General features: G+C 69.3%; 17 protein-coding genes. 5 read left to right on the top strand and 12 right to left on the bottom strand.

Features of this window, described 5'->3' with window-relative positions; all coding sequences use genetic code 11:
• Positions 1–42: 42 nt before the first annotated feature.
• The 7 genes from BLT64_RS10050 to BLT64_RS10020 form a co-directional block, all read right to left on the bottom strand.
• Positions 43–606 (bottom strand): HutD/Ves family protein, encoded by a 564-nt coding sequence (locus BLT64_RS10050; protein ID WP_011746672.1) that lies wholly within the window; start codon positions 604–606, stop codon positions 43–45.
• Positions 607–655: 49 nt separating this feature from the next.
• Entirely contained in the window at positions 656–1687 is a 1032-nt protein-coding gene (locus BLT64_RS10045) for an AbrB family transcriptional regulator (protein WP_011746671.1), read from the bottom strand.
• A gap of 79 nt (positions 1688–1766) precedes the next feature.
• Positions 1767–3533, bottom strand: a complete 1767-nt coding sequence (locus BLT64_RS10040) for an acetyl/propionyl/methylcrotonyl-CoA carboxylase subunit alpha (protein WP_011746670.1) — start codon at positions 3531–3533, stop codon at positions 1767–1769.
• On the bottom strand, positions 3530–5083 hold the full coding sequence (locus tag BLT64_RS10035; RefSeq protein WP_041529720.1) for a 5-oxoprolinase subunit B/C family protein: 1554 nt from the start codon (positions 5081–5083) through the stop codon (positions 3530–3532). The genes BLT64_RS10040 and BLT64_RS10035 overlap by 4 nt, the downstream gene beginning before the upstream one ends.
• 2 nt (positions 5084–5085) lie before the next feature.
• Positions 5086–5877 carry a putative hydro-lyase gene (locus BLT64_RS10030; protein WP_011746668.1) on the bottom strand — a complete coding sequence of 264 codons (792 nt, stop codon included), beginning with the start codon at positions 5875–5877 and terminating at the stop codon, positions 5086–5088.
• Positions 5874–6647: a LamB/YcsF family protein gene (locus BLT64_RS10025; protein WP_011746667.1), complete on the bottom strand. Its 774-nt coding sequence runs from the start codon at positions 6645–6647 to the stop codon at positions 5874–5876. Before BLT64_RS10025 ends, BLT64_RS10030 begins: the two co-directional genes overlap by 4 nt.
• A gap of 68 nt (positions 6648–6715) precedes the next feature.
• Positions 6716–7951 (bottom strand): NRAMP family divalent metal transporter, encoded by a 1236-nt coding sequence (locus tag BLT64_RS10020; protein ID WP_011746666.1) that lies wholly within the window; start codon positions 7949–7951, stop codon positions 6716–6718.
• 293 nt (positions 7952–8244) lie between these two features.
• Here BLT64_RS10020 and BLT64_RS10015 point away from each other — a divergent pair, with 293 nt between their 5' ends.
• The 4 genes from BLT64_RS10015 to BLT64_RS10000 all read left to right on the top strand — a co-directional run bounded on the left by BLT64_RS10015 (position 8245) and on the right by BLT64_RS10000 (position 13337).
• A complete protein-coding gene (locus tag BLT64_RS10015; protein ID WP_011746665.1) occupies positions 8245–8901 on the top strand; it encodes a GntR family transcriptional regulator in 657 nt (218 codons plus the stop codon).
• 104 nt (positions 8902–9005) lie between these two features.
• Positions 9006–10190, top strand: coding sequence for an HPP family protein (locus BLT64_RS10010; protein WP_011746664.1), 1185 nt, complete (start codon positions 9006–9008; stop codon positions 10188–10190).
• Between the two features lie 90 nt (positions 10191–10280).
• Entirely contained in the window at positions 10281–11243 is a 963-nt protein-coding gene (locus BLT64_RS10005; RefSeq protein WP_011746663.1) for a glycosyltransferase family 2 protein, read from the top strand.
• Between the two features lie 9 nt (positions 11244–11252).
• Positions 11253–13337 carry an NAD-dependent epimerase/dehydratase family protein gene (locus BLT64_RS10000; RefSeq protein WP_011746662.1) on the top strand — a complete coding sequence of 695 codons (2085 nt, stop codon included), beginning with the start codon at positions 11253–11255 and terminating at the stop codon, positions 13335–13337.
• On the opposite strand, the gene BLT64_RS09995 is transcribed toward BLT64_RS10000, so the two are convergent.
• From BLT64_RS09995 to BLT64_RS09975, 5 genes are all read right to left on the bottom strand, one after another.
• Entirely contained in the window at positions 13338–13850 is a 513-nt protein-coding gene (locus BLT64_RS09995) for an AmiS/UreI family transporter (RefSeq protein ID WP_041529719.1), read from the bottom strand. It lies immediately after the preceding gene.
• A gap of 143 nt (positions 13851–13993) precedes the next feature.
• Positions 13994–14935 carry a hypothetical protein gene (locus BLT64_RS09990; protein WP_011746660.1) on the bottom strand — a complete coding sequence of 314 codons (942 nt, stop codon included), beginning with the start codon at positions 14933–14935 and terminating at the stop codon, positions 13994–13996.
• A 90-nt stretch (positions 14936–15025) separates the two neighbouring features.
• Complete coding sequence (locus BLT64_RS09985) at positions 15026–16120, bottom strand: DUF475 domain-containing protein (RefSeq protein ID WP_011746659.1); 1095 nt, start codon at positions 16118–16120, stop codon at positions 15026–15028.
• 133 nt (positions 16121–16253) lie between these two features.
• A complete protein-coding gene (locus BLT64_RS09980) occupies positions 16254–17684 on the bottom strand; it encodes a sensor histidine kinase (protein WP_011746658.1) in 1431 nt (476 codons plus the stop codon).
• On the bottom strand, positions 17681–18352 hold the full coding sequence (locus tag BLT64_RS09975) for a response regulator (protein WP_011746657.1): 672 nt from the start codon (positions 18350–18352) through the stop codon (positions 17681–17683). The genes BLT64_RS09980 and BLT64_RS09975 overlap by 4 nt, the downstream gene beginning before the upstream one ends.
• A gap of 79 nt (positions 18353–18431) precedes the next feature.
• Between BLT64_RS09975 and BLT64_RS09970 the strand changes: the two genes are divergently transcribed.
• Positions 18432–19511, top strand: a complete 1080-nt coding sequence (locus BLT64_RS09970) for an ABC transporter substrate-binding protein (RefSeq protein ID WP_232290480.1) — start codon at positions 18432–18434, stop codon at positions 19509–19511.
• The last annotated feature ends 112 nt before the right edge of the window (positions 19512–19623 follow it).

Genomic DNA, 19623 nt, shown 5'->3' with positions numbered 1-19623 from the left:
GAGCGGAGGGCGCCGGCCGCCGTCCCCCAGGCCCACCGTCCCCTAGGCGCGGTCGATCTCGATCAGCCAGGCATCCGCGGCGGGCCCGACGGGCAGCGCGGCATCCGGCCCCTCGCAAAACAGCGCGTCAAGCTGGTCCAGCGCCACGGTCGCGCCGGCAAGGTCCAGCACCACCGGCGCCGTCGCCAGCACCAGCCGCCAGCCGGGCGCGCCCACCGCCGCCTCGGTCAGCCGCGACAGGCGATGGGTAAAGGCGCCGCGCCGGGTCATCACGTTCAGGTCGGTGATCGGTCCCCCCAGCAGCCGCGCCGAGGTCGGCACATCCGCCGGAAAGGCCAGCGGCCCGGATTCCGGTGTCAGCCGCCGCCTGGCCTGTCCCTGCACGTCAAGCTCGATCCCCTCTCCGGTCAGCACCGCAAGGGTGCGGTCGATCTGCGGAAAGATCGAGAAATCGCCGTCCTCGCTTACCCCCGCCATGCTGACCCGCCAGCCGAAATCGGCAAGCCCCGCGCCCTGGGGATGAACGGCGATCTCGACCGTCTCGCCCCTGCCGTTCTTCCACGGCATGCGGCGATGGTCCGCGGCTTTCAGGATGCGATGGCTCATGCGTCTTCTCTCCTCTTGCGACCCGGTCGGGCCATGGTTGTTCTTGGACCTAGCTGCGCCGGCCCAGCACCTTGCCCACCACCGGGCCCAGCACGATGACGATGATCATGCGCAGCAGGTGATGGCTGACCACATAGGCCAGGTCCGCGCCGGCGATCAGTGCGATCACCACCATCTCGGCCTGGCCACCCGGCAGGAACGCCAGGAAGGCGTCCAGCCCCGGCGCAAGCCGCAGATGCACGATCACCTCGATGAAGATCAGGCTGATCCAGGCCAGCAGCAGCGCATAGACGATGCCGGCCGTCACATGCAGCCGCAATTCGCGCAGGGTGATGCCGGCGTATTTCACCCCGACCGCGATGCCGATGAAGAACTGCGCGGCCTGGATCATCTCGGCCGGCGGGCGTTGGGTGATCAGGCCCGACAGCGACAGCGCCGCCGTCAGCACCATCGGTCCCAGGATCGAGGCGCCGAAGATGCCCAGCCGCTCGGCCCCCTTCCAGCCGATCAGCCCGGCGGCGACCATCAGCGCAATCTCGGCCGCGCCAGTGGCGCGCATCGGCGTGCCGGGCGGCTGCGACAGGTCCACGCCCCACCAGGCGGTCATGATCAGCGGCGCGACGGTCACGATCACCAGCACCCGCGTCGCATGGATCAGCGACAATGCGCGGATGTCGCCGCCGGCCTCTTCGCCAAAGACCAGCATGTCCTGCAAGCCGCCGGGCATGGCGCCATACCATGCCGTCGCGTGGTCGAAGCCGAAGACGCGGCGGAACAGCGGATAACCGACCAGCGCGATCACCCCGATGAAGCCCGGCACGAACAGCAGCGAGGCCGCCACGTCCGGCAGTTCCGCCAGCACGCCGGGCGTGATCGAGGCGCCGACCGCCACCCCCAGGATGGTGCGCATGAAGATGCCGAACTGTCCGGCCCCGGCCAGGGGCGCCCCCGCCAGCGCCGCGATCAGGCAGGCCAGCATCGGTCCCAGCAGCATGGGCAGCGGCAGGTGCAACAGCAGAAAGGCCGCGCCGCCCAGGGCGGCCAGCGCAGAGGTCAGGATGCGGCGGTTCAGCAGGCTCATCGTCATTCCCGGCGGGCGACCGGCGCCCAAGCGCCGATGGGCCGAATTGGCACGGCCCGCCGGGAAATGTCAAAGCGGCTCAGTCGATCCGCGCCAGGGCCGCGCCAAAGCCCAGCACCTCGCCCTGCGCGGCGATGCGGGTCAGCTTGCCCGCCCGATGCGCCTCGATGCGGGTCTCCATCTTCATCGCCTCGATGACGGCGACGACCTGGCCCTGCTCGACCTCGGCCTCGTCCTCGGCCTGCCACAGCGTCAGCGTGCCGGGCACCGGGGCGGTCAGCACCGCCTCATCCGCCTCGGGCGCGGGTTGCACCGCAGAGGCACCGCCGGCGGGCAAGGCCGAAAGCAGGTTCGCGGGCAGGCCCAGCTCGTGCCGCTTGCCGTCGATCTCGATGGCAAGGCGCAACAACGGCGCCTGCGCGGCCGGCGCGACGCGGGCATGGGGCGCGACCGCCTCGGCCAGCGCCTCGGCGAAATCGGTCTCGATCCAGCGGGTGTGGACGCGGAAATCCCCGTCCTCGGCGCGAAAGTCCGGCTGGGCCAGCACGGCGCGGGCAAAGGGCAGCACCGAGGCCACGCCCTCGATACGGAATTCGCGCAGCGCCCGTTCGGCGCGCTGCAAGGCTTCCTGCCGAGTCGCGCCGGTCACGATCAGCTTGGCCATCAGCGAATCGAAGCTGCCCGGCACCACCGAGCCTTGGGCCACGCCGCTATCCATGCGGATGCCCGGCCCCGAGGGCGCATCGAAGACCTCGACCGGCCCGGGAGTGGGGAGGAACCCCCGGGCCGGGTCTTCCGCATTGATGCGGAACTCGATGGCATGGCCGCGCGGCTCGGGCACCGTCTCGTCGGCCAGCCTTGCGCCTTGCGCCACGCGGATCATGCCGCGCACCAGGTCGATGCCGGTGGTTTCCTCGGTCACCGGATGCTCGACCTGCAGCCGCGTATTCACCTCCAGGAAGGAAATCGTGCCATTGGCAGACAGCAGGTATTCCACCGTTCCGGCGCCGCTATAGCCGGCATGGGCGCAGATGGCCCGGGCCGAGTCGTGGATGCGGGCGCGCTGCTCGTCGGTCAGGAACGGCGCGGGCGCCTCCTCGACCAGCTTCTGGTTGCGGCGTTGCAGCGAACAGTCGCGGGTGCCGATCACCTTGACGGTGCCGTGCTTGTCGGCCAGCACCTGCGCCTCGACATGGCGCGGGCGGTCAAGGAACTGCTCGATGAAGCATTCGCCGCGGCCAAAGGCGGTCAGCGCCTCGCGGGTGGCGGATTCGAACAGCTCCTCGACCTCTTCCAGGCGCCAAGCGACTTTCATGCCACGCCCGCCGCCGCCAAATGCGGCCTTGATCGCGATGGGCAAACCGTGCTGACGGGCGAAAGCCAACGCCTCGGCGGGGCTTTCGACAGGGCCCGGGGTGCCGGCGACCAGGGGCGCGCCCACGGCCTCGGCGATGCGGCGGGCCTCGATCTTGTCGCCCAAAGCCTCGATCACCTTGGGATCGGGGCCGATCCAGATCAGCCCGGCATCCTGCACCGCCTGCGCGAATTCGGCGCGCTCGGACAGGAAGCCATAGCCCGGATGGATGGCATCGGCGCCGGCCGCCCGGGCGATGGCGATGATCTTGCCGGCATCCAGATAGGTCTCGGCGGGCTTGTCGCCCCCCAGCGCCTGGGCCTGGTCGGCCATGCGCACGAAGATCGCGTCGCGGTCGGCATCGGCATAGACGGCGACGCTTTCGATGCCCTCGTCGCGGCAGGCACGGATCACGCGGACGGCGATCTCGCCCCGATTGGCGATCAGCAGGCGGCGGATCGGGCGGGTGGGACCGGTGGCGAAAATGGTCATGCGGGCCTCTCTGGCGTGATGGGTGCGAAATCGGCGCTGGCGGTAAAGCGGATGCGGGCGCCGGGCGGGATCTGCCCGGCCAGGTCCAGCGCCTCGGGGCGCAGGGTGGCGATGACCGGATAGCCGCCGGTCAGCGGATGGTCGGCCAGAAACAGCACCGGCTGGCCGGAATGCGGGATCTGGATGGCGCCGGTCTCGGTCCCTTCCGAGGGCAGCTCGACCGCATCCTCGCGCGTCACCGCATCGCCTTGCAGGCGGATGCCGACGCGCGAGCTTTGCGGCGTCACCAGCCATTCCTGGGTCAGGAAATGCCGCACCATGTCCGGCGTGAACCAGTCGGCGCGGGGGCCAAGCGTCACCGGCAGTTCCACCAGATCGCCGGGTTTCGGCAACGCGGGTTCGGCCTCGGCCGCGGCTGCGGCGACGGCGGAATGGTTCGCGACGGCCAGCACGGTGCCTGCCACCACCGGCTCGGGGCCGACATGGGCCAGCGTATCGGTGGCGGCCGAGCCCAGAACCGGCGCGACCCGGAACCCGCCGCGCAGGGCAAGGTAGCTGCGCATGCCCGCGCCGGGTGGGGCAATGGTGATTTCGTCGCCCGCATCCACGGCAAAGGCTGCACCGTGCGGAACGGCATGACCGGCGATGCTGGCCTGTGACGCGCCGGTCAGGGCCAGCGTCATCGGCTGGTCGGCCCGCAGGCGAACGGGGCCCAGCGTGATCTCCAGAACCGGCGTGTCCGAGGGGTTGCCGACGGCGCGATTGGCCCGGCGCGCCGCGCCCATGTCCAGCGCACCCGAGGCCGAGACGCCCTGCCCGCCCTGCCCCGGCCGCCCCTCGTCCTGAAAGACGATGGGAAAGGCGGTGGAGAGCAGGCGCAGGCCCTGCTCGGGCTGCGGCTGCGGGATGGTGGCCGAGGCGTGAACCTCGGCCCGGCGCGCCACAAAGCGGCAGCGCACACCGGGGCGCAGCAGCGCGGGCGGGTCGCGGGACAGATCCCACATCGGCACCTCGGTCCGGCCGATCAGCTGCCAACCGCCGGGGGTCTCCTGCGGATAGACGCCGCAAAAGCGCCCGGCCAGTGCCACCGAGCCCGCCGGAATACGTGTCCGCGGCGCCGGGCGGCGCGGCAGGTCGAAGCGCGGATCATCGCAGGTCATATAGGCGAAACCGGGCGCGAAGCCGCAAAAGGCCACCTGCCAGATGGTTTCCTGATGGGCGGCGATCACCTCGGCCTCGGTCAGGCCCATATGGGCCGCGACATCGGCCAGGTCCTCGCCGTCATAGGTCACCGGCAGCTCGACCGTCTCGCTGGCGCGCGCGTTGGGCTGTGTGCCGGGGGCAGGCTGGCGGGCGAGGATCGCGCCGGCCAGCCGCGCGTCGGCGGCAACGCCCGGCGCGGTGCGGATCATCAGCGTGCGGGCGGCCGGAACAATCTCGGCCACGCCCGGCACCGGATCGGCCAAGAGCGCGTCGAACAGCGCCAGCGTCTGGTCCAGGTCGTCCAGTTCCGCCAGCAGGGTGCGGGGCCCGATGGGCAGAAAGCGCATGGTCACACCTGCCAATGCGTGTCGGGCACGTCGGTGATGAACATGTAGCCCGGCGCATGGGTGATGGCGAAGGGCGGTTTCGACGCCATCAACGCCGCCTGCGGGGTCACGCCGCAGGCCCAGAACACCGGCACCTCGCCCGGCCGGATCTGGACCGGGTCGCCGAAATCGGGGCGCGACAGGTCGGCAATGCCCAAGGCCTCGGGCGCGCCGATATGCACCGGGGCGCCGTGGACAGCCGGCGTGCGGCCCGAGATCATCGCCGCCTCGGCCACCCTTCCGGCCGGGATCGGGCGCATGGACACCACCATCTTGCCATGCAGCCGCCCCGCCGGCCGGCAGTCACGGTCGGTCAGGAACATCGGCACGTTGCACCCTTGGGCGATGTGGCGCACCTCGATCCCCGCTTGCTGCAAGGGCGTCTCGAAGGTGAACGAACAGCCGATCAGGAAGGTCACCAGATCGGGATGCTCGGCCCAGGCGGCGGTGGCGTCGGGGGTTTCCTCGGCCAGCACGCCGTCGCGCCAGATGCGATACAGCGGAATGTCGGTGCGCAGGTCGGCCTTGGGCGCGAGCGCGGTGCGGTGGCTGCCGGGATCGGTCACGTCCAGCACCGGGCAGGGCTTGGGGTTGCGCTGCGCATAAAGCAGGAAATCCCAGGCCCAGTCCTTGGGCAGAGAGATCATGTTGCATTGGGTGAACCCCGGCGCCATGCCCGCCGTGGGACGCGGGGCACCCTGACGGCAGGCCAGGCGGGCGGCGCGGGCCTCGGCCGGATCGGGAAGCAGGGTCATGCCGCGCCCCCCGCAGCCGGGGCGATGGAAACGCCGCCCGCCAGCAGCACCTCGCGGATGCGGGCGGCCATGGCGACGGCGCCGGGGCTGTCGCCATGCACGCAGATGCTGTCGGCGTGCAGATGCAGGACCGAGCCGTCCGCCGCCTCGACCTCGCCGTCGGTCGCCAGGCGCAGCATGCGGGCGGCGACGGCCTCGGGGTCGTGCAGCACGGCGCCCGGCTCGCGGCGCGAAACGAGCTGACCGTCGGGGCGGTAGGCGCGGTCGGCGAAGGCCTCGGCGATGGTGGGCAGGCCGGCCTCGGCCGCTTGCCGCAGGATCTGCGTCCCGGCCAGGCCCATCATGGCCAGCCCCGGATCGACGGCCTTGATGCCCTCGATCACTGCAGCGCCCTGCCTGGGATCGGTGGCGATGGTGTTGTAAAGCGCGCCATGCGGCTTGACATAGCTGACGCGGGTGCCGGCGCTGGCGCAGATGCCTTGCAGCGCGCCGATCTGATAGATCACGTCCGCGGCCAGCTCGGCATGGGTCACGTCCATAGGCCGGCGGCCGAAGCCCACCCGGTCAGGATAGGAGACATGCGCGCCGACCGCCACGCCCCGCGCCGCCGCCTCGCGCACGGTGACAAGGATGGTCAGCGGATCGCCGGCGTGAAAGCCGCAGGCGACGTTGGCCGAGCTGACGATGCCCAGCATGGTGGCGTCGTCGCCCATCTTCCAGGCGCCATAGCCCTCGCCCAGGTCGCTGTTCAGGTCGATGTTGCGGGTCATGTGTTCCTCCGGGAATCGGGGCGGGAATTGGGGCGGCAGGCCCGCAGGAGGCCCGCCGCGATCATGGCTCAGGCGCTCAGGAAGGCAAAGATCGGGCCGATGGAATTGAAGCCCATATACCATGTCAGCGCGCAGACCACGGCACTGGCGATCAGCAGCGGGCGGTTGTAGACATGCCCGCCCATCAGGTCGGCCCGTGCGAAGCCGACATAGGTAAAGATGGTCAGGCCGATGGGCAGGATCAGCCCGTTGAAGCCGCCGACAAAGACCAGGATGGCGGCCGGCGCCGTGCCCAGCGACAGATAGACCGCCAGCGAGATGGCGATGAAGATCACCGTCGCGATGTTGCGGTCGCGGTCGCCCATGGTGCGGAAGGCGACGAGGAAGCTGACCGAGGTATAGGCCGCGCCGATGACCGAGGTGATGGCGGCGGCCCAGAAGATCAGGCCAAAGATGCGCATGCCCCATTCGCCCAGCACGACCGCAAAGGCCTGCGCGGCGGGGTTCGCAGCCTGCCCGGACAGGTCCAGCGTCACGCCCGACGCGACGACGCCCAGGATGGCCAGGAACAGGATGAAGCGCATGACCCCCGTGACCGCGATCCCGGTCAGCGAGGCGCGGGTGACGGCGGCCAGGTTCTGCTCTCCGACCAGCCCCTTGTCCAGCAGGCGATGCGCGCCGGAATAGGTGATGTAGCCGCCCACGGTGCCGCCGACGATGGTGGTGATGGTGGCGAAATCGACGATCTCGGGCAGCACCATCTGCCGCACCGCGTCGCCGACCGGCGGGTTAGAGACCAGGGCGACGATGACCGTCATGGCGATCATCAGCAGGCCCAGCCCGATCAGCGAACGGTCGAGCAGCAGCCCGGCCCGACGCGACAGGAAGATGCCGATGGCCAGCGCCGCCGACAGCGCGCCGCCGATCTTGGGCTCCAGCCCGAACATGGCGTTGAGGCCCAGCCCCGCGCCGGCGATGTTGCCGATGTTGAAGGCCAGCCCGCCGACCAGCACCAGAATCGCCAGCAGATAGCCCGCGCCGGGAATGGCGGCGTTGGCGGTGTCCGAGGCGTTGCGCTTGGTCAGCGCGGTGATGCGCCAGATATTCAGCTGCACCACGAAGTCGATCACGATCGAGGCGAGGATGGCAAAGGCGAAGGCAGCGCCCAGCTTTGCCGTGAAGGTCGCGGTCTGGGTGATGAAGCCCGGCCCGATGGCCGAGGTCGCCATCAGGAAGATCGCCGCCATGAAACCGCCGCGCGCGGCAGCCGAGGCGGCAGAGGGGGAGGTGACGGATTCGGCCATCGGTCTGCTCCTGCTGCAAGGGTGGAGTGCGTCTTGGGAATAGCTCGAATGTGAATTCAACAAGACAATCCGTCAACGATAATTTGACACTCATAACAAAATTGTTGAACAACATGTTCATGAAGCAGGGGTAATCTGCCTGGATCATGGGCAGTTCGGCAGCACCCTGCCCATCGCTGCACCGATCATGGTCCATCCAACGTGCAGGAAAAGCGGACGAATCGGCATGGGCCGCCTTGCCTTGCCCCCGACCTCTCGGCCAAGATCGCCGGACCCATGACGAAGGAACCGCAATGGCGGAAGCACGCGAACCCGCCCCCAGCCTTGCCGAAGAGATCGCCGCCCGGCTGCGCGACCAGGTCACCGGCGGCGCGCTGGTGCCCGGCCAGCGGCTGTCCGAGGCGCGGGTCGCAGCCGAACTCGACATCTCGCGCAACACGCTGCGCGAGGTGTTCCGCCTGCTCACGCGCGAGGGCATCCTGCGGCACGAGCCGAACCGGGGCGTCTTCGTCGCCGTGCCCTCGATGGCCTCGATCCTGGATATCTATCGGGTGCGCCGGTTGATCGAGGTGCCGGCGCTGGCCCAGGCATGGCCCGGCCATGCCGCTGTCGCCCGCATGCGCTCCGCCGTCGCGCGGGCCACGGAATTGCAGCGCATCCCCGACTGGCGCGGTGTCGGCAGCGCCAACATGGAATTTCACGCCGCCATCGTGGCGCTGACCGACAGCCCGCGGCTGATCCAGTTCTTTACCCAGATCATCGCAGAGTTGCGGCTGGCCTTCGGCCTGCTCGACAGTCCCGAACTGCTGCACCGGCCCTATATCCCGCGCAATGCCGAAATTCTGGGCAGGCTGGAGGCCGGCGACCCGGCCGGCGCCTCTCGCATGCTGGAGGACTACCTGAACCAGTCCGAGCGCGCCGTGCTGGAAGCCTTTGCCCGGCTGGGCTGACCGCGCCGCGCATAAACCTTTCCGGGGACTTGCAACCTGCCCGCTCCTGCGACAATTAGGCGCATCGGAGCCCATTTTCCGGGCAGGCGCGAAGGACAAGCCAGATGACCAGACCGGCCGGGGCCGTGCTGCACCAGATCGCGCAGGCGCTTGGCCCGGCAATCGCGCCCGGCTCGCCGCGCGAGGCGCTGCGGGCAGGGATCGGCGCGCTGGCAGGGCTGGGCGTGTCGGGCCTGTTCCTGCTGTCGCCCACGACCGACCTGCGGTTGGGGCTTTACATGATCGCGCCCTTCGGGGCGACCTCGGTGCTGGTCTTCGCGGTGCCGAACAGCCCGCTGGCCCAGCCCTGGTCTGCGGTGGTCGGCAATTGCGTCGCCGCCGCCGTCGGCGTGCTGGCCTGCATGCTGACGCCAAGCTCGACACTGTGCGTCGCGCTGGCGGTGGGCGTCACCATCACCGCAATGATCCTGCTGCGCGCCGTGCATCCGCCGGCGGGCGCGGTCGCCATGACCGCCGCGCTGAACCCCGAGGCGATCCGCGAACTGGGCTTTCACTTCGTTCTGGCGCCGGTGCTGACCGGCACGCTGGCACTGGTGGGCCTGGCCATGATCTATGCCCGGCTGACCGGGCGGCGCTATCCCTTTCGCCAGTTCGACGAGCCGGGCCCGCACGGCACCGCCGACCACCCGGCGATGGAACGACTGGGCCTGTCCAGGGAGGAGCTGACCGAGATCCTGCAACGCTATCGCCAGTCGCTGAACCTGGGCGTCGAGGATCTGGCCCGCCTGATCGGCGCCGCCGAATTGCAGGCCGCCACCCATCGCACCGGGCCGCTGACCGCGGCGGATGTCATGTCGCGCGACCTTGTCACCGTGGCGCCGCATACGAGGCTGGTGCGCGTCGCCGACATCTTCCGCAAGCACGGCTTCACCTCGCTGCCGGTGGTCGATGGCGAGGGCCGGTTCTGCGGCGTCATCTTCCAGCTTCACCTGATCCGCCGCGCCCGCGACGACGCCTTTCGCCACGACCGCCGCTTTTCCGCCGCAATGTCGGACCTGCTGACCCCAAGCCGCGGCATGCCGACCCGCGCACGCGAGATCATGCAGACCGACCCGCCGCATGTCGCGCCGGACACCCCCATCGGGGCGCTGCTGCCGATGCTGGCCTCGGGCGAATGCGATGCGGTGCCGGTGCTGGACGGGCAGCGCATCGTCGGCATCGTCACGCAGACCGACCTGATCTCGGCCCTGGCCCGGCAAAGCCTCCGGCAAGATCTGCCGGCGCATTGAACATGCCCATAACGACAGGCGCCGCCGCATTGCAGAATGCGGGGTCGCGGGGATAGGTTTCCCCTGATCGGAACAATCCTCGGGGGAATCATGACCCGTCCCACGCTGGGCGCAGTGGCCATCGGCCGCAACGAGGGCGAGAGGCTGAAGGCCTGCCTGCGCTCGCTGGTGCCGCTTTGCGAGCGGGTGGTCTATGTGGACAGCGGCTCGCGCGACGACAGCGTAGCCTTTGCCCGCAGCCTCGGCGTCGACGTGGTCGAGCTGGACACATCGGTTCCCTTCACCGCCGCCCGTGCCCGCAATGCCGGGGCAGAGGCGCTGCTGGCCGGCGGCGATCTGGATCTGGTGCAATTCGTCGATGGCGACTGCCGGGTCGAGCCGGGCTGGCTGGAGGCCGGCACCGCCGCCATGCAGGCCGATCCCGAACTGGGCCTCGTCACCGGCTGGCGGTCCGAGATCCACCCCACGGCCACCGTCTACAACCAGATGTGCGAGGTGGACTGGCATCGTCCCGCCGGCCCTATCGTGGCCTGCGGCGGCGACATGATGGTGCGCGCAGCGGCGTTTCGCCGGATCGGCGGCTTCGACCCGACGGTGATCGCGGCCGAGGACGACGAATTCTGCCTGCGCCTGGGCAAGGCGGGCTGGAAGCTGGTGCGCCTGCCGGTGCAGATGACCTGGCACGACGCGGACATGACCCGCTTTGGCCAATGGTGGCAGCGCACCATCCGCAACGGCCACGGCTTTGCGCAGGTGGGCCGCATGCACCCGCCGCATTTCAGGCGCGAAAAGCTGCGGGTCTGGGCCTATGGGCTGGTGTTGCCGCTGGTCTTTCTGCTGGGGCTTTTCACCAGCCTCTGGCTGTCGCTGGCGGCGCTGGGGCTTTACGCGCTGTCTTTCTGGAAAACCCTCAAGGGGCTTCGGGGCCAGCCGATGGCGGCGCGGCAAGCCGCGCTGCTGACGCTGGCCAAGATCCCCAATCTTCTGGGAATGCTGACATATTTCCGTCGCCGCCATAGGGGCGTCGCCATGCATATTATCGAGTATAAATAGGAGCTTGCCATGACCTCGGACCTGCGCATCGCCATTCTGGGGGCCGGCTACATCGCCTCGTGGCATGCCGATGCGATCAAGGCCGCGCCGGGCGCACGGCTGGTCGCGGTCTGCGATCCCGCCCGCGACGCGGCCGAGGCGCTGGCCGCCAGCCATGGCGTCGCGGCCTTTACCGACCTGGACCAGATGATCGCGGCCGGGGTCTGCGACGTGGTGCATATCCTGACGCCGCCGAACCTGCATCGCGACCTGGCGGTGCAATGCCTGAACGCCGGCCTGCATGTGCTGGTCGAGAAGCCCGTGGCGCTCTCGGTCGCCGAGATCGACGAGATGGAAGCGGCCGCCACGGCCGCCGGCCGCCAGTTGGGCGCCTGCCACAACTTCCTGGGCCTGCCGGGTTACGAACGGCTGAAACGGGCGGTTCAGGCGGGCGAGCTGGGCCTGGTCTCCAGCGCGCAGATCAACTGGTCGCTGCCGCTGGTGCCGCTGCGCTCGGGGCCCTATGGGCTGTGGATGCTGCGCGAGACGCAGAACCTGCTCTTGGAGCTTGGCCCGCACCCCTTCTCGTTCGCCGTGGACCTGTTCGGCCCGCTGGAGGTCGAGCATGTCAGCCTTGGCCAATGGATCACCCTGCCCGGCGGCGAGCAGCGGCCGCAAAGCTGGCGCATCCTGGCCCGCGCCGGCAAGGTGGACGTGACCATCGCCCTGTCGCTGGTCGAGACCTTTGACGACCGCTCGCTCAGCTTGCGCGGCTCGTCCGGCATGGCGCGGCTGGACTATGCGGCGGATGCACTGGTTCTGACGCGCGACAATACCGCCGACCTGGTGCTGAACCCGCTGGTCAAGGAACTGTCCCGCTCTGGCGCGCATCTGCGCGAAGGGGTGCGCAACGCCTTGCGCCAGGCCGCCTCGCTGAACCAGAAAAGCCCCTATGGGCTAAGCTTCCGCGCCACCATCGCGGCGTTCTACGACGGCATCCGCGCCGGCCGGCCCGATCCGCGCTTTGCGCCCTCTTCGGCCCGGGCGGTGATGCAGGGCATCGGGGACGCACTGGCCTGCCTGCCCGCCCTGCCCCCGGTCCCGGCCCGGCCCATCGGCACGCCGCAGCCGCGCGTGATGGTGATCGGCGGCACCGGCTTCATCGGCCGCAACCTGACCCGGCGGCTGGTCGAGCGCGGCCATGACGTGCGCGTGCTGTCGCGCGGCCGGAACGGCCCCTTCCCCGACATCGCCGATCATGTCGAGACGCTGGGTATCTCGCTGCATGACGAGGAGGGGCTGGCCGCGGCGATGCAGGGCATGGATTGCGTCTTCAACCTGGCGAAATCGACCGACAAGAGCTGGCAGGCGGCGCTGGACAACGACGTGGCCACGACCGAGCGCATCGGCCGCGCCGCGATCCGCTCCGGCGTCGGGCGGCTGGTCCATACCGGCACCATCGCCTCCTACGACATGTCGGACCCTGCCCGCACCATCACCGAGGCGACCGATTTCGGCGCCATGGACAGCCGCAACATCTATGCACGGTCCAAGGCCGAGGGCGAGCGCCGGCTGATCGCCATGCAGGCGCAGGGCCTGCGGCTGGCGATCGCGCGGCCCGGCATCGTGCTGGGCGACGGCGGCCCCTTGCAGCATTGGGGCATCGGCCGCTGGCATGGCGCCGGGGCGGTCAGGCTGTGGGGCAACGGCCGCAACATCCTGCCCTTCGTGCTGGCCGACGACGTGTCGGACGGGCTGATCGCCATGATGGAACGGGACGAAGCCATCGGCGAAAGCTTCAACCTGATCGGCGAGCCGATGTTCTCGGGGCGCGACTATTTCGACGCCATCCATCGCCGCACCGGGGCGCGGCTGAAGGTCAGCGGCTCGAACCTGACCGCGCTCTGGGCGGTCGATGCGGTCAAGCAGGGGCTGAAGCGCCACGCACTGCGCCGCAAGGGTGCCGCGCCCGCCTCGTTGGCGGACTGGAAGTCGCGCGGGCATCTGTCGCCCTTCGACAACGGCAAACCCAAGCGCCTGCTGGGTTGGGCGCCCGAGGCCGACCGCGACGCCTTCTGGCGCCGCGCCATCGACGAGGCGCATCTGTTCTGGTGATCAGATAAGCCCGTCCAGCAGCAGGAAGCCCGGCAGCCAGCCGGTGAATATCCCGGCCAGCAGCGTGACCCAGGCGGTCTGCCGCTGGATCGGGCGGCCAAGCGCCAGCAGCAGGAAATACATGAACCACAGAACGCCCCAGACGGCCCAGTTCGCCGCCAGCCAAAGCTCGGTCGCCGAGCCCGCCGCCGCCAGCGCGCGCAGAAAGACCGGCACGGTCGTCACCGCCACGAACAGGCTGAACCAGCCAAGGCCGCGCCCATCCGCGCCGCTGAGCCGGTTATAGGCAACCCACAGATAGGTGGTGCAGAACAAGAGGCTTAGCGCACCGTTGCGGATGCTCGCCGCACTCGCGCCGGTGCCAAAGGCGTCATGCAGCACCGCCGCACCCGAAACCAGCGCGGTGACGATGTTGATGACGACGATCTCGCGATCGGCGATCCGGCCCATCAGCCACAGGCCGTTGAGAAACAGCACGGCACCGACATAGAACAGCACGAACCCGGTAAGCATTGGACCTCCTGCACAAGCCCGACCGCGCTTTGGGCAATTGCCCGGAATACGATCAGCCATGCCTGCCAAGAGGGCAGAATCATCGCCGGATCAATGGGAATATTTTCAATGATCCGTAAAATCAGAATTCGGATTCTGCGCAGTTACAATCCGGTCAGCGGGTTGGTGCTGACAACCTCCCACACCACCTCCTGCATGCGCCGCGCCAACTCGGGCGAGGGTGCGTCGGCGGGACTGCCATCGGCGCGCATCAGTTCATGCGGCAGCCCGACCGGGCTTTGGCCGTAAAGCACCGCGTAATGCGTCAGCGCCACCAGATAGACGCCCAGATCGTTCGGGTGGATGGTGTCGAGCGTGCCGTCCGGGCTGCGGGCGAACAGGCCCTCGCGCGATGTCAGCTCGGCGATGCCGCCCTTGGCCTCGGCCTCGGCCACCAGCCGGGCCATGACCTGCCCCCCGGGGATCAGCCAGACCGGCCGGCCAGCGGCGCGGGCGGCGGGCCAGAGCAGGCCGGGCTTCCACATCGTCTCCAGGTCGTCGGGCAGGCGCGACAGCCAGTCCGGCTGGTCGTCCAGCGCATGCCAGCTTTCGTAAAGGAATATCTGCCCGGCCGGATTGCCGGCCGCCGCCTCGGCCGCCCATTTTCCTGCATAGGTGCGGCTTTCCTTGTATTGGATCGCATCCTTCAGCCGCACCATCTCGGTCATGACAAAAGCGTCGTAAGCGCCGCTTGCCAGCGCCTCATGGGCCTCGCGGTGATGGGGTGTGGCGTTTTCCTGGTCGAAGCCGTTGATCGCCTCGCGGCCCTGGTGATGCTCGCGCAGCGCGGTGCCCCAGCCCAGTTGCAGGGCGTAGTCATGCCCCTGCCCGGCCAGTTGCGCCAGCATGGCCGGCATGTCGCGCCCGACCAGGCTGTGGCCCAGGTGATAGACCCGCAGCGGCCCCTGCGGCAGCGGCCGGCCCGCCTGGTAAAGCGCCTGCACATCGGCGCCGTCGTCATGCGCGGCCCCGGCCTTTTGCGCATGGCGCCAGTAGAACAGCGCCGCCACGGCGACGACGACCAGCAGGGCAAGCAGGTAACGCATGTCCATCCCTCGTTCAAACCACAGGGACAGGGATAGCAAAAAGGCCGCCGCCCCGAAAGGCAGCGGCCGTTCCGCGTCGCTTGGCCGGGCTTACGCTTCGACCGCGTGGTTCTTGCGGTTCCAGCGGATCGAGGACCAGAACGAGATGCCGATCAGGGTTGCGCCGCCCAGGCCGGTGATGACCTCGGGGATATGCACCAGCGGCTGCACGAACATGATCACCGACAGCGCGATGATGGCATAGAAGGCGCCGTGTTCCAGGAAACGGTATTCCGCCAGCGTGCCGCGCTCGACCAGCATGATGGTCATCGAGCGCACATACATGGCGCCGATGCCCAGGCCGATGGCGATGACGAACAGGTTATGCGTCAGCGCGAAGGCGCCGATCACGCCGTCGAAGCTGAAGGACGCATCCAGCACCTCGAGATAGAGGAAGGCGCCGATGCCGCCCTTGGCGCCGGCCTGCATCGCCTCTTGCGAGCTGTCGAGCAAGCCACCCAGCACCTCGACCAGCAGGAAGGTCAAAAGGCCCCAGATCGCGGAATGGAAGAAGACCTGCGAATCGGCCCCTTCGAGGAAGCGTGAGAAGATCAGCACCGTGACCAGCACCACCGCCACCTCGATGCCGCGGACGGTGGCATAGCGCTGCATGCGATGTTCCAGCCAGCGCACCCAATGCACGTCCTTTTCATGGTCGAAGAAGAAGCTGAGGCCGACCATCATCAGGAAGGTGCCGCCGAAGGCCGCGATGGGCAGATGCGCGTCATGCATGATGCGCGAATATTCGTCGGGCTGGCTTGCGGCCAGGACCATCGCCTGCCACGGGCCGATATTGGCTGCGATGACCACGATCAGCAGCGGAAAGACGATCCGCATGCCGAAGACGGCGATCAGGATGCCCCAGGTCAGGAAGCGGCGCTGCCACTTCGGGGTCATCTCTTTCAGCTTGTTCGCGTTGACGATGGCGTTGTCGAAGGAAAGCGAGATTTCCAGCACCGCCAGCACGGCACAGATGAAAAAGATCGTCAGCGTGCCGCCGACGGTCCCGGTCGTCTGCCATCCCAGCACCGCGCCAAGGGCCAGGCCGAGCGCGGTGACGATGAAGGACCATTTGAAGTAGTGCAGGGTCGGACGATGGGTTCCATTCGTCGAGCCCCCCGCGGACGGGTTGTTTCCTTGCTGCATGTAAGAACAAGTCCAGGCGGCTGGTCAAAGATCGATGCCGACATCACGAACGTGCCGCCACGTTCGCCAGAGGGGCCCGGCCATCAAACTGCGTTCACAAAGACGCGAACGCGCAAAAGATGGCGAATCCATGTCACGATTGCAAGGGTTCCGTGTCGATGCCGGCATTTTCTTGCGCTGAGCGGGTCGTTGCCAGCGCCGGCAGGGTGATCCGCGCCAACAGCCCGCGCCCGCCGGCCCTCTCGTCCAACACCAGCCGGCCACCGAACAGGCTGGCGATTTCCAGTGCCACCGGCAGGCCCAGCCCCATCCCCGGTCCCGAGGTCTGGCCGCGGGCGAATCGGCTGACGGCGGCGGCACGCGCGGCGGGCGGGATGCCGGGGCCGTTATCCTCGACCTCCAGCACCGCATCGCCACCCTCGCGACCGACCCGCACCGTCACCACGGCCGCGCGGCCGGCATGCAGCAGCGCGTTCGAGATCAGGTTGCTCACCGCCTCGCCCAGAAGCAGCGGCTCGGCGCGGACCGTCACAGGCCCCCCGCCCTCGAAGCCCAGGTCGATGCCGGCCTCGGCGGCGGCGGGGATGTGCTCGGCGGTCAGGTCGCGGGCCAGCGCCGCCAGTTCCAGCGGCGCGGCAAGCGCAGCGCCCTCGGCGGTATCGACCCGGGCCAGCAGCAGCAGTTGCGCAAGGATGCGCTCGGCATGGGCCACGGCTGCATCGCCCTTGGCCGCCGCGGCCTGCGCTTCGGGCAGGCTGGCGGCCCGCGCCGCCAGCGCCAGCTGGGTGCGCACCACGGCCAGCGGCGTGCGCAGCTGGTGCCCGGCGTTGCCGGTGAAGTTGCGCATCCCGTCCAGCGCCGCGCCCAGCCGCCGCATGAAGCCGTTCACCGTGCCGACCAGCCCGCGCACCTCGGACGGGACCGGCGTTTCGATCGGGCTCAGGTCGTCGGGATTGCGGGCGGCGATTTCCTCGCCCAGCCGGTAAAGCGGGCGCAGGGACAGCGTGACCGCGATCCAGACGATCAGCGCCGCCCCCGCGATCATCAGCACCAGCCGCAGGGCCGAGCGCATCAGGATCGCCCGCGTCAGTTCGCGCCGGGCATTGGTGGTCTCGGCCACGGTCACGACAAAGGGCACCTCGTCGATGCCGGTCGAGGCGGCGCGGGCCAGGCTGGCGACCCGCACCGGCTCGCCCCGGAACACGTCGTCGGCATAGGCGGGCCCGCCGCCCGGCCGCGCCGGGGCCATCGGCAGGTCGCCATAGCCGGTGACGATATGGCCCGGCGGGCCGTCCACGCGATAAAAGACCCGGTCCTGCGCGGCGGAACTCAGCATCTCCAGCGCGCCATAGGGGATCTCGATGGCGATGCGCCCGTCCTCGTCCAGCGAGGCGCGCTCGGCGATCACCAGCGCCGAGCCGGCCAGCACCCGGTCGGCCAGCGCATTGGCCATGCGCACCGCCTCGCGCCAGGTGTCGATCAGCGCGGCGGTTCCCAGCACCAGCGTCGCCAGCAGCAGCCAGGCCAGCAGGCGACGGCGCAGGGAAAACGGCCGCCGGATCACGGCTCCGCCCGGTCGAGAAAATAGCCGATGCCGCGCGCCGTCCTGACGGTCAGCCCGGCCGGCGCCAGCCGCTTGCGCAGCCGGCTCACATATTGCTCGATGGCATTGGCGGACAGGTCGTCCTCGAGCGAGGTCAGGGACTGCACGATCGATTCGCGCGCCACCACCTTGCCGGCGCGCATGATCAGCAGCTCCAGAAGCCCGCGTTCCCGCGCCGGCAGGTCCAGCGGCTGGCCCGCCAGCAGAAAGCTGCGCGCGGTCTGGTCCAACACCAGGTCGCCGAAGCTGACGGTGGAATTGCGCAAACCCGCCTGCCGGCGCAAAAGCGAGCGGATGCGGGCCTCGAACTCGCCGATGTCGAAGGGCTTGATGAGATAGTCGTCGGCGCCCAGGTCAAGGCCGCGCACCCGCTCCTCGGGCGCGCCGCGCGCGGTCAGGATCATCACCGCCGCCGGGTTGCGCCGCGCGCGCATGGCGCGCAGCACCTCGAGCCCGTCCATCTGCGGCAGGTTCAGGTCGAGGATCACCAGATCGAAGCTTTCCGCCGCCGCCAGGGCCTCGGCCGAGGCGCCGTCATGGACCACGTCCACCGCATAGCCCGATTGCCGCAACAGTGCGGTCAGGCCTTCGGCCAGCGACAAATTGTCCTCGACAAGCAGAATACGCATGCTTTCCCTCTCCCGCCCGCAGCCTAGCGGCGCGGCGCGGGCTTGTGAACGGGTTGCCGCTTTGGCAAAGTCGCCCATCATGCGCCTGATCGCCCGCCTTATGCCAGCCATCGCCACAGCACTTGCGCTGTGGCCGGGCCCGGCATCGGCGCAGGTGACGCTGTTTCCCGCCCCGGCAGGCGACGGGCGGGAACTGTCGGTCTATTCCTCGCTCGACGACGATCTGGCCGCGCCGCTGGTCGCCGCCTTCCAGAACCTTCATCCCGGCGTCACCGTGCGCTACGAGAACCTGCTGACGACCGAACTGCACGACCGCATCGTGGCCGAGACGCAGGCGGGCGGAGGCACGGCGGATTTCGCCTTTTCCTCGGCCATGGACCTGCAGGTCAAGCTGGCGAATGACGGCTTTGCCCGGCCGGTCGAGACGCCGCACACGCGCGGCTGGCCGGGCTGGGCGAACTGGCGCGACACCGCCTATGCGCTGACCTTCGAGCCTGCGGTCTTTGCCTATCACAAGCCCAGCTTCGCCGGGCGGGAACCGCCCGCCACCCGTGCCGACCTGATGCAGTGGATGGCCGAGCACCCGGACGAGGCGCAGGGCAGGATCGGCACCTATGACGTGTCGCGCTCGGGCGTGGGCTATCTGTTCCTGGCCCGCGACCAGGAGCTTTATCCCGGCATCTGGTCGGTGGTGCAGGCGATGGGCCGGGCGGGCGTGCAGCAATTCCCGACCTCGGCCGAGTTGCTGGAGCGGATTGCCGACGGGCGGCTCAGGCTGGGCTACAACCTGCTCGGCTCCTATGCCTCCGACTGGGCGCGGCGGCATCCCGATGTGGGCGTGATCCTGCCGCGCGATTTCACCGTGGTCGTCTCGCGCGTGGCGCTGGTGCCGGCGGCGGCGCGCCAGCCGGGGCTGGGCGCGGATTTCCTGGCCTTCCTGATGTCGCCCGAGGGGCAGGGCCTTCTGTCCCGCACGCTGCGGCTGTCGGCCGTCAGCCTTGAGGTCGCGGGCCAGCCCGGCCCGGCGGGCGGCATGCAGGACCTGGCGGGGCTGCGGCTGAAGCCGGTGCCGGTCAGCCCCGGCCTTCTGGCCTATCTGGACCAGGCGACGCGGGCCAAGCTGCTGGCGCGCTGGAACAAGGCCCTGGCCGGAGAATAATTTTCGCCGCGATGTCAGGTCCATGACAGCTTTCTGTGCTGGAAAGGCACGGGGCCCGCCTGCGCGCGGGCTTACGGAGGACGCCCGCATTCCGGGAGAGATGCGGGCCAGA

The organism is Paracoccus denitrificans, assembly GCF_900100045.1.
Lineage (GTDB): Bacteria > Pseudomonadota > Alphaproteobacteria > Rhodobacterales > Rhodobacteraceae > Paracoccus > Paracoccus denitrificans.
Note: the sequence above shows the minus strand (reverse complement) of the source record. Positions and strands in the feature narration are given on the sequence as shown.

Excerpts from the sequence above, each read along its gene's own strand:
- BLT64_RS10050 (WP_011746672.1), bottom strand. The coding sequence starts at position 606 with ATGAGCCATCGCATCCTGAAAGCCGCGGACCATCGCCGCATGCCGTGG.
- BLT64_RS10045 (WP_011746671.1), bottom strand. The coding sequence starts at position 1,687 with ATGAGCCTGCTGAACCGCCGCATCCTGACCTCTGCGCTGGCCGCCCTG.
- BLT64_RS10040 (WP_011746670.1), bottom strand. The coding sequence starts at position 3,533 with ATGACCATTTTCGCCACCGGTCCCACCCGCCCGATCCGCCGCCTGCTG.
- BLT64_RS10035 (WP_041529720.1), bottom strand. The coding sequence starts at position 5,083 with ATGCGCTTTCTGCCCATCGGGCCCCGCACCCTGCTGGCGGAACTGGAC.
- BLT64_RS10030 (WP_011746668.1), bottom strand. The coding sequence starts at position 5,877 with ATGACCCTGCTTCCCGATCCGGCCGAGGCCCGCGCCGCCCGCCTGGCC.
- BLT64_RS10025 (WP_011746667.1), bottom strand. The coding sequence starts at position 6,647 with ATGACCCGCAACATCGACCTGAACAGCGACCTGGGCGAGGGCTATGGC.
- BLT64_RS10020 (WP_011746666.1), bottom strand. The coding sequence starts at position 7,951 with ATGGCCGAATCCGTCACCTCCCCCTCTGCCGCCTCGGCTGCCGCGCGC.
- BLT64_RS10015 (WP_011746665.1), top strand. The coding sequence starts at position 8,245 with ATGGCGGAAGCACGCGAACCCGCCCCCAGCCTTGCCGAAGAGATCGCC.
- BLT64_RS10010 (WP_011746664.1), top strand. The coding sequence starts at position 9,006 with ATGACCAGACCGGCCGGGGCCGTGCTGCACCAGATCGCGCAGGCGCTT.
- BLT64_RS10005 (WP_011746663.1), top strand. The coding sequence starts at position 10,281 with ATGACCCGTCCCACGCTGGGCGCAGTGGCCATCGGCCGCAACGAGGGC.
- BLT64_RS10000 (WP_011746662.1), top strand. The coding sequence starts at position 11,253 with ATGACCTCGGACCTGCGCATCGCCATTCTGGGGGCCGGCTACATCGCC.
- BLT64_RS09995 (WP_041529719.1), bottom strand. The coding sequence starts at position 13,850 with ATGCTTACCGGGTTCGTGCTGTTCTATGTCGGTGCCGTGCTGTTTCTC.
- BLT64_RS09990 (WP_011746660.1), bottom strand. The coding sequence starts at position 14,935 with ATGCGTTACCTGCTTGCCCTGCTGGTCGTCGTCGCCGTGGCGGCGCTG.
- BLT64_RS09985 (WP_011746659.1), bottom strand. The coding sequence starts at position 16,120 with ATGCAGCAAGGAAACAACCCGTCCGCGGGGGGCTCGACGAATGGAACC.
- BLT64_RS09975 (WP_011746657.1), bottom strand. The coding sequence starts at position 18,352 with ATGCGTATTCTGCTTGTCGAGGACAATTTGTCGCTGGCCGAAGGCCTG.
- BLT64_RS09970 (WP_232290480.1), top strand. The coding sequence starts at position 18,432 with ATGCGCCTGATCGCCCGCCTTATGCCAGCCATCGCCACAGCACTTGCG.